The sequence below is a fragment of the Halococcus salifodinae DSM 8989 genome (assembly GCF_000336935.1).
GTDB classification, from domain to species: Archaea; Halobacteriota; Halobacteria; order Halobacteriales; family Halococcaceae; genus Halococcus; species Halococcus salifodinae.
Genome location: NZ_AOME01000070.1, coordinates 158,237 through 172,293, shown reverse-complemented (window position 1 = coordinate 172,293; position 14,057 = coordinate 158,237). Strand labels below are relative to the sequence as shown.

The 14,057-nt window shown below is 66.3% G+C and carries 13 protein-coding genes and 1 other RNA gene; 3 read left to right on the top strand and 11 right to left on the bottom strand.

All coding sequences use genetic code 11. The annotated features are described in order from the left end of the window. The 6 genes from C450_RS13465 to C450_RS13445 all read right to left on the bottom strand — a co-directional run bounded on the left by C450_RS13465 (position 1) and on the right by C450_RS13445 (position 6,828). Positions 1–2,085, bottom strand: a complete 2,085-nt coding sequence (locus C450_RS13465; RefSeq protein WP_005044345.1) for a dipeptide ABC transporter ATP-binding protein — start codon at positions 2,083–2,085, stop codon at positions 1–3. Positions 2,086–2,088: 3 nt separating this feature from the next. Then, the gene (locus C450_RS13460; RefSeq protein WP_005044343.1) at positions 2,089–2,997 is read right to left on the bottom strand and encodes an ABC transporter permease; all 909 of its coding nucleotides are present in this window, start codon (positions 2,995–2,997) and stop codon (positions 2,089–2,091) included. Continuing rightward, positions 2,997–3,983 carry an ABC transporter permease gene (locus tag C450_RS13455; protein ID WP_005044340.1) on the bottom strand — a complete coding sequence of 329 codons (987 nt, stop codon included), beginning with the start codon at positions 3,981–3,983 and terminating at the stop codon, positions 2,997–2,999. Before C450_RS13455 ends, C450_RS13460 begins: the two co-directional genes overlap by 1 nt. Further along, a complete protein-coding gene (locus tag C450_RS23245) occupies positions 3,980–4,105 on the bottom strand; it encodes a hypothetical protein (RefSeq protein WP_275039282.1) in 126 nt (41 codons plus the stop codon). Before C450_RS23245 ends, C450_RS13455 begins: the two co-directional genes overlap by 4 nt. Further along, positions 4,098–6,005 (bottom strand): ABC transporter substrate-binding protein, encoded by a 1,908-nt coding sequence (locus C450_RS13450; RefSeq protein WP_005044338.1) that lies wholly within the window; start codon positions 6,003–6,005, stop codon positions 4,098–4,100. Before C450_RS13450 ends, C450_RS23245 begins: the two co-directional genes overlap by 8 nt. Before the next feature lie 127 nt (positions 6,006–6,132). Then, positions 6,133–6,828 carry a helix-turn-helix domain-containing protein gene (locus C450_RS13445; RefSeq protein WP_005044337.1) on the bottom strand — a complete coding sequence of 232 codons (696 nt, stop codon included), beginning with the start codon at positions 6,826–6,828 and terminating at the stop codon, positions 6,133–6,135. A gap of 109 nt (positions 6,829–6,937) precedes the next feature. Between C450_RS13445 and C450_RS13440 the strand changes: the two genes are divergently transcribed. From C450_RS13440 to C450_RS13430, 3 genes are all read left to right on the top strand, one after another. Next, complete coding sequence (locus C450_RS13440) at positions 6,938–8,092, top strand: nicotinate phosphoribosyltransferase (RefSeq protein ID WP_005044335.1); 1,155 nt, start codon at positions 6,938–6,940, stop codon at positions 8,090–8,092. A 41-nt stretch (positions 8,093–8,133) separates the two neighbouring features. After that, positions 8,134–8,591, top strand: an RNA gene (gene rnpB, locus C450_RS14380) — RNase P RNA component. 483 nt (positions 8,592–9,074) lie between these two features. Beyond that, positions 9,075–10,106 (top strand): matrixin family metalloprotease, encoded by a 1,032-nt coding sequence (locus C450_RS13430; protein WP_241430405.1) that lies wholly within the window; start codon positions 9,075–9,077, stop codon positions 10,104–10,106. A 22-nt stretch (positions 10,107–10,128) separates the two neighbouring features. On the opposite strand, the gene C450_RS22445 is transcribed toward C450_RS13430, so the two are convergent. From C450_RS22445 to C450_RS13410, 5 genes are all read right to left on the bottom strand, one after another. Further along, entirely contained in the window at positions 10,129–10,299 is a 171-nt protein-coding gene (locus C450_RS22445) for a hypothetical protein (protein WP_005044328.1), read from the bottom strand. A gap of 156 nt (positions 10,300–10,455) precedes the next feature. Further along, entirely contained in the window at positions 10,456–11,553 is a 1,098-nt protein-coding gene (locus tag C450_RS13425; RefSeq protein WP_005044327.1) for an aminopeptidase, read from the bottom strand. 75 nt (positions 11,554–11,628) lie between these two features. Continuing rightward, positions 11,629–12,423: an SDR family NAD(P)-dependent oxidoreductase gene (locus C450_RS13420; protein WP_005044325.1), complete on the bottom strand. Its 795-nt coding sequence runs from the start codon at positions 12,421–12,423 to the stop codon at positions 11,629–11,631. A 107-nt stretch (positions 12,424–12,530) separates the two neighbouring features. Then, positions 12,531–13,397 carry an MBL fold metallo-hydrolase gene (locus C450_RS13415; RefSeq protein WP_005044323.1) on the bottom strand — a complete coding sequence of 289 codons (867 nt, stop codon included), beginning with the start codon at positions 13,395–13,397 and terminating at the stop codon, positions 12,531–12,533. Positions 13,398–13,484: 87 nt separating this feature from the next. Continuing rightward, on the bottom strand, positions 13,485–13,988 hold the full coding sequence (locus C450_RS13410) for a CBS domain-containing protein (protein ID WP_005044321.1): 504 nt from the start codon (positions 13,986–13,988) through the stop codon (positions 13,485–13,487). Positions 13,989–14,057: the final 69 nt, after the last annotated feature.

The window sequence follows — 14,057 nt, the reverse complement described above, 5'->3', positions numbered from 1 at the left end:
TCAGTCCGAGTACGACTCCTCCGAGGGCGCGTCGGACGCGTCGAAATCGGTGTCGAGCGCACCCTCGACCGGGAAGTAACACGCCGCCGTGTGATCGTCGCTACCAGCTTCATCGAGCGCCGGCTCAGCCTCCCAGCACTCCTCGCTCGCTTTCGGGCAGCGCGGGGCGAACACACAACCAGAGGGGAGATCGACCGGGTCCGGCGGCTCGCCGTCGAGCAGCACGCGATCCCGGTCGGCCGAGGGGTCCTTCTCGGGCGAGGCCGCGAGCAACGCCGCGCTGTAGGGATGTTTCGGGTTCGAGATGATCTCGTCGGTCGCCCCGAGTTCGACCAGCCGGCCGAGATACATGATCGCGAGCCGGTCGGTGACCTGCGCGAGGCTCGCAAGGTCGTGGGAGATGTAGATGATCCCGATGTCGTCCTCGTCGGCGAGATCGCGCAGCAGGGTGAGGAGGTTGACCTTGAGCGAGACGTCGAGCATCGATGCGGGCTCGTCACAGACGAGGAAGTCAGGATCGACCACCAGCGCCCGCGCGATGGCGACCCGCTGGCGCTGACCGCCCGACAGCTCGTGTGGGTACTGATCGAGGAAGGCGTCGGCCGGGGTCAGCCCGACCCGTTCGAGCGTCTCGCTCGCGGCTTCCTCGCGCCGCCCCTCGGCGAGGCCGTGGATCGTCAGCGGCTCGGTCACGAGCTGGCCGACGGTCTGACGCGGGTTGAGCGAGTCGAAGGGGTCCTGGAAGACGACCTGGAGCTTCCGGCGGAACTCCTTCATCCCGCCGCTTTTGTACTCTGCGGCGGTTTTGCCGTCGAAGACGATCTGGCCACCGGTCGGGTCTTCGAGCAGCGAGATCGTCTCGCCGAGGGTCGACTTCCCGCAGCCGCTCTCGCCAGCGACGCCGAGGATCTCCGAGCGCTGCACCGAAAAGGAGACCCCGTCGACGGCTTTCACCTGTGGCGGCTCCTCGCCGCGGATCTGGTCGAGCAGCGGCTGGGACGTGCCGTACCACTTCTCCAGCCCATCGACACGCAGGATCTCCTCGCTCTCTTCGTCCTCGTGTTCGTCGTCAGCCAGCTCGATACCCCACGTTTCGGGATCGCCCGCCGCGTTGCGCATCTGTGCAGCTTCGTCGACGTGGTGGCACGCCGAGCGGTGGTTGCGGTTCGGGAGATCGACCAACGGCGGGTGCGTGCGCTCGCACTCCTCGGTGGCGAACGGACACCGGTCGACGAACGCACAGCCCTCGGGGGGCTGGCCGAGGTCGGGCGGTGATCCCGGGATCGCCACCGGATCGTCGCCGAGGTCGTCGACCTCGGGGAAGGAGTTCTTCAGCCCCATCGTGTACGGGTTGGTGGGGTTCAGGAGGACGTTGTCGACGCTGCCCTGTTCCATCACCTTCCCGCCGTAGAGCAACGAGAGCTCCTCGCAGGTCTCGGCGATGACGCCGATCTCGTGGGTGATGAGCAGGAGCGAGCTGTCGATGCGTTCCTGGATGTCGAGGATGGTGTCGACGATCTTGTCCTGAACGATGACGTCGAGGCCCGTGGTGGGCTCGTCGGCCACGATCAGGTCGGGTTCGAGCGCGAGTGCCATCGCGATGGTGACGCGCTGGCGCATCCCGCCCGAGAACTCGTGGGGGTAGTCGTCGGCCCGATCGGGATCGAGGCCGACCATCTCGAACAGCTCGCGCACCCGATCGCGCGCGTTCGCGGTCGAGACGTTCCGGTGTTTGCTGATCGCCTGGCGGATCTGCGCGCCGCAGCTCATCGACGGATCGAGCGCGTCCATCGCGCTCTGAGGGATGTACGCGATCTCCTCCCAGAGGACGTCCTGGCGCTCGTCGGCGGACATCTCCAGGAGGTCCTCACCTTTGAACCGCACCGACCCAGCGTCGATCCGGCCGTTGCCGGGCAGCAATCCAAGAACGGCTTCGGCGGCGGTGGACTTGCCGGAGCCGCTCTCGCCGGCGAGGCCGTAGTTGATCCCCTCCTCGATCGCGAAGGAGACGCCGTTGACGGCGTGAACGCGGCCGTCGTCGGTACCGTACGTGACCGTCAGGTCTTCGACTTCGAGCAAACTCATTGATTATCCGTTGATTTCGGGGTTAATGACTTCCTCGTAGGCACGTCCCACGAGGAACACCGACGTCGTGACTGCGGCGATGCCGAGCGCTGGTGGGAGCACCCACCACCACGCGACCCGGATGCTCCCGGAGGCGAACAGCTGCCTGAGCATCCGGCCCCAGCTCGTCGTGGTGGGATCGCCGAAGCCGAGGAACGCGAGGCTGGCTTGTGCTGCGATCGACCACGCGACGCCGTACGCCGTGTAGAGGAAGCCGATCGGCAGGACGTTCGGCGCGACGTGGACGAACATCGTCCGGAGGTCGCTCGCACCGCTCGCACGCGCGGACTTCACGAACGTCCGCTCGCGGACCGAGAGCACCTCCGAGCGCACGACCCGGGCGGGCATCTTCCAGAGGAACGCCGCGACGATCAGCGTGATGATCCAGATGTTGGGCTGGATGAAAGTGAGCAACAGCAGCGCCATCGGCATGAACGGCAGCGAGAACGTGAGGTCGGTGAGCCGCATCAGGATCTCGTCGACCCAGCCGCCGTAGTAGCCGCTGACCAGCCCGACGAGGAAGCCGATCCCACCGGTCGCCACCCCACCGAACAGCCCCACGATCAGGGTCGGCTGGGCCCCAGCGAGGAACTGGCTCAGCACGCCCTTGCCGTAGGCGGTCGTACCGAACGGGGCCGCGAGCGTCGGCGGATGCAACCGCATGATGACCCCCTCCGCCGAGAGCACGCTGTAGCGGATCGGGTCGTGCGGGGCGATCAGTGGGCCGAACACGCCGAGGAACAGGAAGCCCGCGAGGATCACCATGCTCACGAGCGCCGGACGGTCATCGGCGATGAATCGGAGCTGATCGCGGGCCTGACCGACCTTCGTCCGCAGCCAGTCGCCGGTCGGCCGCGAGAACTCGACGGACATCAGCTCCCACCTCCCATCGAAACGGTGGGATCGAAGTACGCCGAGAGCACGTCGGCCACGAGGTTCATGATGATGACCGCGAGCGCCATCAGGAACACCGCGGCCTGCACCACGGGGTAGTCCTGCTGGGCGATCGAGGTGACGAGCTGGCGGCCGATGCCGGGCCAGCCGAACACCACTTCGAGCAGGATGAGACCCTGAAACACCATCCCGAGCCGGAGCGCGAAGTACGTCAGTACGGGCAGCAGCGAGTTCCGGCCGGCGCGCCAGAGCTGTTCGGTCTCGGAGAGGCCCTTCGCGCGGTGGAGTTTGAGGAACGCCGATCCTTTCCGCTCGACGATGCCGTTGCGGGCGAGCAGCAGGAAGTCGCCGCTGTAGTAGAGCACCGCCACCGTGAACGGCAGGAGGTAGTGATGGAGGAAATCGAGCGAGAAGTACGCTCCGACCCCGCTCGGGGTGACGGTGATGTCACGCATCCCGAACGCCGGCACGAGATCGAGGGTGTACGCGAACACGATGATGAACCCGAGCGCGGTGATGAACACCGGCGTCGACCGGAAGAACGTGGTCGCGACGATGCTGCTGGTTTCGAGCCACGAGCCACGATTCCAGCCCGCGACCATCCCGAGCACCGTGCTCAAGACGGCGGTACAGACCAGCGCCGGGACGAGCAACACCAGCGTGTTGAGCAGCTTCGGCCCGAGGATGGCCCAGACCGGCCGGCTCTGGCGGATCGAGAAGCCGAACTGGAACGTGAGCAGGTTCCGGAGGTAGGCGAGATACTGCTCGCCGAGCGGCCTGTTCAGTCCGTAGAGCCGCATGATCTCCTGGATCTGCTGTTCGGTGAGGTTGCCCGATGCCACCAGCTGCGTGAACGGACTGCCCGGCAGCAGCCGGAGCGTGAAGAAGATCACCGAGACGGCGACCAGCGTGAGCACCACCGAGATCCCGATCCGCTTCGCGAGGAACCGCTGGAACTGGCTCACGTTCCCACCTCCCGGGTGACGATCGTCCAATGCTGTTCGACGAGTTGGTACTGCTCGGTGGTGATCGCGTCGTGTGCGGAGCCGTCGGCGGTGACGCCTCCAGCGAATGCGTTCTCAGTCATCGGTGGCGAAGTTCCGTTGTCCGAGGGCGTCCCGCCGCCGGTGGCAGTTGCCGTTCTGTACCCGTTCGACGAACGCGCCCCACGCGGGCCCGTTCGGGAACTGGAGGTTGCCGTTGTCGTCCCACGTGTAGCCGGCGCGTTCGAGGATCGATCGTGCCGCCTCAGTGTCGTACCCGTAGTCGTGAGTGTCGGGGTTGTGCCACTGCATGATGTCCGAAATGAAGTTCTCGCCGGGCGGAACGGTCGCGCGGCCCTGGAGGACCTGCTTCACGAACCCCTTTTTGTCGACGGCCTTCGCGAGCGCGATCCGGAACTCCTTGTCGCGGATCAGCGGTGCGGAGAACATGAGCTTCGTATCCAGCGGCGCGAAGTTGTCGGCGACTTTCTTCTCGACGCTGGTGGACCCCGCGGCACGTTCGGCCTGCTGGCTCGACAGCCGGCCGGCGATCGCGTCGATGTCGCCGCTCTGGATCCCGCCGATCAGCGCGTTGATGTTCCCGACGTTGACCCAGATCACGCGGTCGATCCCCGGACCGGCGGCCGCGGCGTCGCCGAGATGCTCGGCGCGCCACTCGTCGTCCCACATCCAGTGGCCGTCGCTGCGACTCACCACGAACTTGCTGCTCTGAGACCAGCTTTCGAACTCGAAGGGGCCGGTGCCGATCGGGTTCGCGGGGCTGTACTGGGTCGGGCTGTCGACGTCCTGCCAGTGGTGTTTCGGGATGATCGCGCTCCGGACCACCCGCTGGGTCAGAAACGCCGCGTCCGGCCGCTTGAGGGTGAACCGCACCGCGTGGTCGTCGAGAACTTCGACGGAGTCGATGGGTTCGTAAAAGGGTGCCTGGCTCGTCGAGGAGTTCTGGGTATAGAAATCGACGGTGAACTTCACGTCCTCGGCGGTGAACGGTTCCCCGTCGTGCCACGTAACGCCCTCTCGGAGCGACATCTCGACGGTGGTGTCGTCGACGAACTCCGCGCTCGTCGCGAGCGCGGGGATCACGTCGAGCTGTGGCGACGCGTCGAACAGCCCGTCGTAGATGTAGGTGAGTCGCTTCGACTCCGCACCGCCGGCCGCCCACGGCAGGTTCAGCGAGTTCATCGAGATGGTCGTTCCCTTCACGAACGACCGATCGCCGGCCGTGGGCTGGAGGTTGACCTCGGTCCACTGAAAGGCGTCGCCGGTGGGTCCGTTGCCCGGCGTCGACACGTACCCGTCCCACTTCCGCTCGTTGGCGGCCGTGATGACGTCCGGGATCAGCGTGATGAGCGCGCCGACGTCCTGGGCGAAGATCTTCTGTGCCCGGTCGACGAGTCGCTTTCGTGCCTCACGGTCGCCCGTCTGACGGCGTTGTTCGTCGAGAATCTCGTTGAGTTTCGGGTGCCAGTAGTTGTCGTAGTTCGACGCGCTCGACTTGTACCGGCGCATCATCAGCGGGTTGGGATCGAGCCCGCGCTGGGGGTCCGGCCCGTGGGTGCTCATCGAGACCATGTTTTCGAGCCCGGCCGTGGTCCAGCTCTGTGCGTAGAGCTGGTTCAGCGGGCGGTTGTTGAGCGTCGTGGGCACGCCGAGCTCGGTGAACGCACGCTGGACCGTGAACGCGTGCTCGCGCATCCACGGGTCGTCCTCCGTCGAGAACTCGAGGGTGACGGGATCGAGCGCCGCCCCCGCATGCGCGGTGTACTCCATCGGCGGCGCGTCGGCCTCGATTGTCGGCCAGTCGTGCCAGTACTTGGTCTCGACCGTCGCCGAAACACCCGATGGGACGCGCGTCTCGCGGTCCGATCTGCCGGAGCCGCCGCCGAGACATCCGGCCGTCCCGAGTGTGGCTCCCGCGGCGATTGCGAGCCACCCGCGGCGGGTCGTGGTCGGCGAATCGGTTCGTCTGCCATCATCTGCCATGGCCACTCGTAGCGGGGGTATCTCCAAGTCGATGTTCACGAACGGCGGTGAACATCATCGTTCTTTAAGTATGACCGTCGATCGAGAGGATCGGGCTGTCCGATCCACACCGACCACCCAGCACCGCTCATCGAGGGGAGAACACCAGTTCGAGAAACGCCCGCTCGGCGGTGCGGATGCGCTCGCTGAACGTCGACTGCTGGATCCCGAGCTCGTCGGCGACCGCTTGGGCCGAGGCGTCGCGGGGAACGGCGAAATAGCCCATCGAGTAGGCGGTTTCGAGGACGTTGAGCTGGTCGTCGGTGAGCTTCGAGAGTAGGACATCCGACAGCCGTCCGCTGTCGAGGGGTTCGCCCGGACGGTCGGTTTCGTTGACCCGGATCACGTCAAATCGGCCGAGCTTTGCCTCGACGTCGTCGGCGATCGCGCGGAAGTCGTCCCACTCGCCGACCGTGGCGATCACCGTCGCCGTGCTGTTCTGGAGCACGACACGGTTGGGGATCGCCCGGTGGCGCAACACGAGTTCGAGGAGGAACGGGTACGGTTCGTTCGCGAACACGATGGCGCGGCGGTGGTCGATGCCGGTCGGTCCGGTCGGCATCGACTCGCTGTGAAACAGCGACACGCCGGGGACCGCGTCGATCTCGGCATCGAGATCGATCGTCGATGTCGCGGCCAGCGTCAGCGATTCGAGCCACGTTCCGTCCTCGACGTAGAACGCGTTGTCGAGTTCGATGCTCCCGTCGGTACCGATCGCGGGGGCGAGCTTCGCGAGCGTCCCGGTGGGTTCGGTCTCGAACTCGATCGTGAGGATGGCAGACACCTCCTACCCGTTGCATCCACCATCCACACTTAGCCCTACGGATCTCGACATGGAGTCTCCCCTCCCTCCGCAACACTACGCTTTTGCCCGGCCGCCGGATTGGTCGTTCATGGCCGCCTTCGACATCGTTCCGCCCGAGACCATCCGCGAGGGTGGGGCGACCGACGCCTACTTCGAGCGCACGGTCGAGACCCTCGAACACGCCGACCGGAACCCGCACGTCACGGCCGAGGTGACGGCCGATCAGTTCCCCACGGGCGCGTTCGAGGCCTTCGCCGGGATCGAGGACGCCGCACAGCTGTTCGACGGCCGGAACATCGACGTCGACGCGCTTGCCGAAGGCCAACTGTTCGACGGCGGCCCCGTCATGCGGATCGAGGGTCCGTATCTCGACTTCGCACGGCTCGAAACCGCTCTTTTGGGGTTTCTCTCTCAGGCGTCGGGGATGGCGACCAACGCGCTCCGCGCGCGCCGGGCGGCCCCGGAGTCGATGATCGTGAGTTTCGGAGCTCGCCACGTCCATCCGTCGATCGCGGCAGTAGTCGAACGCAGCGCGCTGCTCGGCGGGTTCGACGGGTTCTCTCACGTGGCCGCCGGTGAGCTGCTCGGTCGGGATGCCAGCGGCACGATGCCTCACGCGCTCGTGATCTGCTTCGGTGAGGGCAACCAGGAGGTGGCGTGGCAGGCGTTCGACGACGCCGTCGCCGAGTCCGTCCCCCGGATCGCGCTGTGTGACACGTACTCCGACGAGGTCGACGAGGTGCTCCGGGCGGCCGACGCGCTCAACGACCGCCTCGACAGCGTCCGGATCGACACCACGAGTTCGCGCCGGGGCGACATCCGCCACATCCTGCGCGAGGTGCGCTGGGAGCTCGACGCCCGCGGCCGCGAGGACGTCGACCTGTTCGTGAGCGGCGGCCTCGGTCCCGCCGATCTCCGGGAACTCCGCGACGTCGCCACCGGCTTCGGCGTCGGTGGCTACGTTTCGAACGCCGATCCAGTCGATTTCGCGCTCGACATCGTCGCAGTCGACGGCGAACCCGCCGCAAAACGAGGCAAGCTCTCGGGGAAGAAACAGGTCTATCGCACAGCAGAGGGCGGCCACGAAGTCGCACTCGCCGATCGTGAGGGCCCGGCTGAGGGCGATGCACTGTTGAAACCGCTGATTCGCGACGGAGAGGGAGTGCGAGAGTTCGATCTCGACGTAGCGACCGACCGTGCCCGCGAGGACGCGGATCGAGTCGACTTCGACGCGACGCCCTGATTTTCGAACCATCTTTATCGATCGACGACGTAGCGTCGATCGGCAGGGAGAGCCTGGCCACCGCGCGCGTGGTCCGCCACGCGAAGCGAGGAAAGTCCCCCCACCGCCGGGCAGGTGACCGGGGAAACCCCGGGACGGGAGACCGTCGGCACTGGAACAGCAACGACACGTCTCGCCCCGAGCGATGAGGTGCGGGAGGCGGTTTCGCCGCCTCCTCGGCGTTCGCGGCACGGGGCGCATCGCGCCCCGGAACGAGCGAGCGGGCACCGCCCGCGAGCCGGCCTGCGAGCGTGCGAACCCTGAGCGAAACGGCCACTCGGCCGACGAAGCGACGGGGAGTCGACCCACCGAGCGTCGACGGGCGAGGATCGATGGAACGGCGAATCCTCACCGGTGCAAGTCCGCACCACGCGGCGCGAGCCGCACGGTAGCCCGGCAGGGGTGCGGACGCTCAGCCGAATGCCGGGACGAACAGAAGGGGGCTTACTCCTCCCCAGCCGAACCTTTTTACTGCGGAGGGTCGCCTGCGGCGACCCCCGCTTGCAAAAACGTTCACCGGAGCGGCGTAGCCGCTCCGAGTCCTCGTTCGCTTCGTCTTCGCGCGGCGAAGCCGCGCGAACGGCCCGTGGGACCTTCGATCCCACGCTGCTCACGAGGACATGAAAAACACCCGCTCGTTCGCGTGGCCCGAAAATCGCTCCGCGATTTTCGGCATCACGAAACGGCTTCTTGGCGCGGCGAAGCCGCGCCAACGGTTCGAGGCACGTAGCGCCTCGCTATCGCCGTTTCGGACGACTTCGCGCTCACTCGCGGTGAGCCGCGCTCGCTTCGCTCGCACGGACAGACCCCACATCCGCCCCGCACAGCACCGCCGAAGCCCTCGGCCCGTTCTGCGGGCCTCGCCCTTCATCCGCCAGGACAGCACCGCGACCGCGCCGCACCGCCACCGCACCGCTGCCACAGCCGCGACCACGCCGCAAACATGATACCCGCGTCGCGCCACGTCTCGATGATGGCCGGGATCGCTCGCGCGCTCGCGGTGGTGTGTCTCGTCGTTCTCGCGGGCTGTGCGGGCGGCGCGCTCCCCGACGAACTCGCCGGCTACGCGGGTGATCCCGACAACCCCTACCCCGACGACGAGCTGACCGTCGCGGTCGATCCGGGCGAGACCGATCGGCCGTTCGACCCGCTGGTGCACGAGGCGCTTTCGTACTGGGAACGCAACGACGACCGCTACCTCGACTTCGGCGTGAACTTCACGCTCGCGCCGAACGCGACCGATCCCGACCTCCGGGTGACGTTCCAGCGATCGCTCGACCGCTGTGGTGAGGTCGAAACGGCCGCGGGCTGTGCACCACGGATCACCAGTCCGCCCCAGGCCGCCGACACGGTCGACGTTCGCATCCTCGACGATCTCTCGAACGAATCGACCACCCAGGTGCTCAAACACGAACTCGGCCATACCCTTGGACTGGATCACAGCGACGAACCGACACAGCTGATGCGATCGCGGGCATCGCTCACGATGCTACCCGAGCCCAACGCGAGCGAGCGCGTGCTCCCGTGGGCCGACCCGACCCTCGCGGTGTTCGCCGATCTCGACGCCATCCCGGCCGACGAGCGCGCTGCGGTCCGCGAGCAGATCGACCACGCACTCGACTACTACGACCACGGCGCGGCGGGTCGCGTTCCCGACAACGTCTCCTTCGAGCGTGTCTCGTCGTTCGAAAACGCCGACATCGTGGTCTACTTCCAGGACGGTCCGCCCTGCGGGGACGGCTCAGGATCGTGTGGCTCGGTCTACGGCACCGATCCCGACGGCGACGGTGCGATCGAACGCTACACCCGCGTCGACGTCGCTCTCTCCGATGTCGACACCGACGCAACCGGGTGGCACGTCGCGCGCCACCTCGCGCTCGGATTCGGCTTCGAACCCGGCGACGGGGCGGCATACCCGCCAGCGCTCCGGAAGTCGACGAGCGACGAAGAACGCAGAAGCGACTGGTGGGAGTGACCGAACGCTCTCGGAGCCAAACTCACCGAATCACTGCCGAGCGCCACTCGCGTCGCCTGATCGAGTAGCCCCCACACTCCGGACACACCTGCCGGCGTCTGTCGAATCCCGCTCCACAGCCGGTGCACTCGTACTCCGCGTCGTCGCGGTCGGGCTCACCCACGCGTCGCCTGAGTCGATCGAGATAGCTCATCCGACGGCTGCTCCTCCTCGTCGAATCGGCCACAACGGTTAAATACTTTCTCCAAGAGTGCTCGCAGAGCAGTCTCAGCCGACACCCTCTCGATCGCTCGCCGCCTTCAACGACGGTCTACCAGGCGTTCGCACCGATCGCCGGACCCGATATCGGCTATCTCTCGAACCCGTCTTCCCACCGGAAATGGCCGTCGCGCTGGACGATTTCGCCGTCGATGGCGAGTGACGAGTCGTCACTCACGTCGGTGATCAGGTCGGTGTGGATCGCGCTGTCGTTGCCAGTCTCGTCGTCGGGCAGACAGGCGTCGTAGGCGCGGCCGAGCGCGAGATGGACGGTTTCGGCCATCTTCTCGTCGAACAGGATGTTGTCGGTAGGGCGGTCGATGCCGCGGTTCATCCCGATTCCGAGCTCGCCGAGTCGGCGCGCGCCCTCGTCGGTATCGAGGAGTTCTCCGATCACTTCGGGGTTGCGTGCTGCGTCGTAGTCGATCACCGCGCCGTCGTCGAATTCGAGCCACACGTCCTCGACGCGTGTCCCACGAATCGTCATCGGCACGTCGAACCGGACCTCGCCCGCGGTAGCGTGCGGCGCGGTGAACACCTCGCCGCTCGGAAGGTTGTGGCTGTCGTCGGCGACCGATGCGGTGGAGTTCACGGCGGTTCGGCCCTCGATCGACATCGTGAGATCGGTGTCCTCGCTCCGAATGCGGACCTCGCTGCCCGCGTCGAGGATGTCCTTCATCTCGCTCATCTCCGTAGCGAGTGACTCCCAGTCACGGAGCACGGCGTCGTAGACGAACTCCTGATACGCCTCGTAGCTCATCCCGGCCTGCTGGGCGAGCGATCGAGTCGGATGCACAGTAGAAACCCAGTCGGTGTCCATGTACGCCTCACGTGTCTGTTCGTGGGCCTTCGAGTACGCGCCGCGCACCTCGCCCGACACGTCGGTTTGGGCCGCCGTGTTCCGACCGCCGCCGAGGGAGAGCACCACATCCGCGTTCTCGAACAGCGCGAGCTCGTGGCCGGGGTCGTCGTCGAACTCGCCGTCGTGCGCGTTGAGGTACGCGCGATTCATCTCGCTGGAGCCGTAGGTCGTCACGAGATTCGCGCCTCTATCACCGATCTTCTCGGCGACCGCGACCGCGAGATCGTGGGCCCCCTCCGAGACGCTCACGACGACATCGTCGCCGGACTCGATCCGCGCGCTCCAATCGACCAGCACGTCGGCGTGCTCGTGGATTCGATCGTCCATATCGGGGCGTCGCGCGGCGCTGACAAAATCTCCGTGGTCGGTCGGATCGATCGCGCTTTGACGGGCCGGCTGAAGTCAGATCGCCGTCCAGCCGCCGTCGACGAACACCATGTCGCCGGTGATGTACGACGCGTCGTCGCTCGCGAGGAACTGCGCCGCGCCCGCGATGTCGTCGGGATGGCCGACCCGGCCCAGCGGGACGGGCTTGATGAATCCCTCACCACCCTCGCCAGCGGCCTGCTGGGCTTCCTCCGACCAGCCCTCGGTGAACTCGGTGGCGATCTGACCCGGCGCGACCGCGTTCACCCGGATGTCGTGCTCGGCGAGTTCGAGCGCCGTCCCTTTGGTGATCATCTTGATCGCGCCCTTCGTGGAGTCGTACTGGACCTGGTCGTGCTGGGCGACCTCCGAGGAGATCGAGGCGGTGTTGACGATACAGCCCGGCTCGCCGCGGTCGATCATGTCCTGTGCGGCGGCCTGTGTGCCGAAGAAGTACCCCCGGACGTTGGTGTCGTGGAGCAGATCGAAGGTGTCCTGATCGACATCGAGGAACGCGCCCGATCGCTGGGCGGCGGCGTTGTTCATCATCACGTCGACGCCGCCGAACTCGCGGGCCGCTTCGACCACGGATTCGATCTCGTCGGGTTGGGACACGTCGGTCTCGACGTACTCGCCGGTGCTGCCCATCTCCTCGATCTTCTCGTGAGTCGGGGTGTCTTCGCCCTCCATCTTGGGGTCTTCGCGTACGTCGGCATTGACGACCGTCGCGCCCGCCTCGCCGAAGCCGAGCGCGATCGCACGGCCGATCCCGGCGCTGCCCCCGGTGACGATCACGGTCTCGTCGCTGAAATCGAAGCTCGCAGTGCCCATGCTCGGTGGCCTCGGTCGCCACTGGCTTAATACACCCGCCGTCGATGGAAAGCCACGTCGTCACGGAGGAAGCGGATCCTCACGGTGGGGCCAGGCCGGCGCGACGCTCAGTGGTTCCGGACATCCCGAAGCTGGACGACACCCGGCTCACTGACATCGAGTCGGTCGCCTATCTGGACGGTCTCGACGACGTTCGGATACCGAGAGGAGGCGACGTGGTCGGCGATGGCGTCCGGATCGGCACCGACGCCGCGCCACATGTCCCAGTGGACGGGTGCGAGCCTGTCGAGTTCGAGCTGGTTCGCGGCGGTCGCGACCTGGTCGCCGTCGTTGTACCACTCGGTTGGACGGGCTTCGGTGGGATCGTCCTCGGTGTGGACGATGTTGCCGACGGAGCCAAAGGCGAGCACGCCGAGATCGAGATCGAACTCGTCGGCGATATCGGTGAAAGCATCGGCTGGCCGGGAGTCGCCCGCAGCGAAAAAGGTACCAGAGTCGTGTTCGACGACGTAGCTCACGGGTTCGATGGCATCCGGATCGTTCGCACCCCGGACGTGGATCGTGAGATCGCCGACCGCGAACTCGTCGCCCGGTTCGACGGTGTAACGCTTGTCGTCGGGCGCGCGCAGATCACCGTCGTAGTCGGGACTCTCGTAGGAGGCGCTCGGAGCGTGGATCTCGGCCCCGTCCTCGACGAGCGGGCCGTACGAGGGTGGGTGGATGTGATCGATATGCTCGTGGGTGACCAAGATGGCGTCGCACAGCGTCGCGTCCGTGGGATCGATCGGGATCGGGATCATCCGGATCGTCCGGGGTGGCGACCCGTCGCCGAAGTACGGGTCGAGGTAGACGGTGGTTTCGGCGGTCCGGAGAACGTAGCCATTACACCCGAGATACCACACCGAGAGCCCGTTCGGCTCCGTGGCCTCGATCTCGTCACGCACGAACCAGTCGCCCCACGTCGAGTGTACCATACTGCCCCGGCTTCGACTTCCACGGGAATATACTGTGGGCCGAAAGGACGGGTTACGAGAAGGTGACCGAGCGCCCGAATCGGCGGATCAGGACGCGAGTTCGCGCTCGTCTCGAAGCGTCCGCAGGAGGTCCTCGCGAGCGATGATCCCGACGAGTCGCTCGCCCTCGATCACGGGGAGACGATTGATGTCGCGGTTCTCGTCGGCGAGGAGTTCGAGCACTCGGTCGAGATCGTCGTCGGGGATGACGGTCACGACGTCTGCGGTCATCACGCTGCGGATGGGTTTGCCGGCGTGTTTGGCGAGATCGATCCCGACGTCGAGATCGTTCCACGAGATATCGACCGCGTAGTCGATCGAGCTGATGAACGGCGGAAACCCGATCGGGATCCAGAGCGTGCGGTCGCTCGGCTGGAAGAGATCGACGAGATCGCCCTGCGTGACGATCCCGACGACGTGGTTCTCGTCGTCGACGACCGGGAACCCGTTGAACGACGCACGAGCCAGCCGGGTGAGGACGTCACTCACGTCCTCGTCCGGCCGCACTGTCTTCACGTCGGTCGTCATGATGTCACGAGCACGAAGGCTCATGGCTGGAGCCACTCCACGTACGATGCTAACTGTTCCGATGCGTATCGGTCGGAATTCCGCGAGTCACGA

What these genes read in the sequence shown, in the direction of transcription:
- C450_RS13425 (WP_005044327.1), bottom strand. Translation starts at nt 11,553, where the DNA reads ATGGACGATCGAATCCACGAGCACGCCGACGTGCTGGTCGATTGGAGC.
- C450_RS13460 (WP_005044343.1), bottom strand. Translation starts at nt 2,997, where the DNA reads ATGTCCGTCGAGTTCTCGCGGCCGACCGGCGACTGGCTGCGGACGAAG.
- C450_RS13415 (WP_005044323.1), bottom strand. Translation starts at nt 13,397, where the DNA reads ATGGTACACTCGACGTGGGGCGACTGGTTCGTGCGTGACGAGATCGAG.
- C450_RS23245 (WP_275039282.1), bottom strand. Translation starts at nt 4,105, where the DNA reads ATGACTGAGAACGCATTCGCTGGAGGCGTCACCGCCGACGGCTCCGCA.
- C450_RS13430 (WP_241430405.1), top strand. Translation starts at nt 9,075, where the DNA reads ATGATACCCGCGTCGCGCCACGTCTCGATGATGGCCGGGATCGCTCGC.
- C450_RS13420 (WP_005044325.1), bottom strand. Translation starts at nt 12,423, where the DNA reads ATGGGCACTGCGAGCTTCGATTTCAGCGACGAGACCGTGATCGTCACC.
- C450_RS13450 (WP_005044338.1), bottom strand. Translation starts at nt 6,005, where the DNA reads ATGGCAGATGATGGCAGACGAACCGATTCGCCGACCACGACCCGCCGC.
- C450_RS13465 (WP_005044345.1), bottom strand. Translation starts at nt 2,085, where the DNA reads ATGAGTTTGCTCGAAGTCGAAGACCTGACGGTCACGTACGGTACCGAC.
- C450_RS13410 (WP_005044321.1), bottom strand. Translation starts at nt 13,988, where the DNA reads ATGAGCCTTCGTGCTCGTGACATCATGACGACCGACGTGAAGACAGTG.
- C450_RS13440 (WP_005044335.1), top strand. Translation starts at nt 6,938, where the DNA reads ATGGCCGCCTTCGACATCGTTCCGCCCGAGACCATCCGCGAGGGTGGG.
- C450_RS22445 (WP_005044328.1), bottom strand. Translation starts at nt 10,299, where the DNA reads ATGAGCTATCTCGATCGACTCAGGCGACGCGTGGGTGAGCCCGACCGC.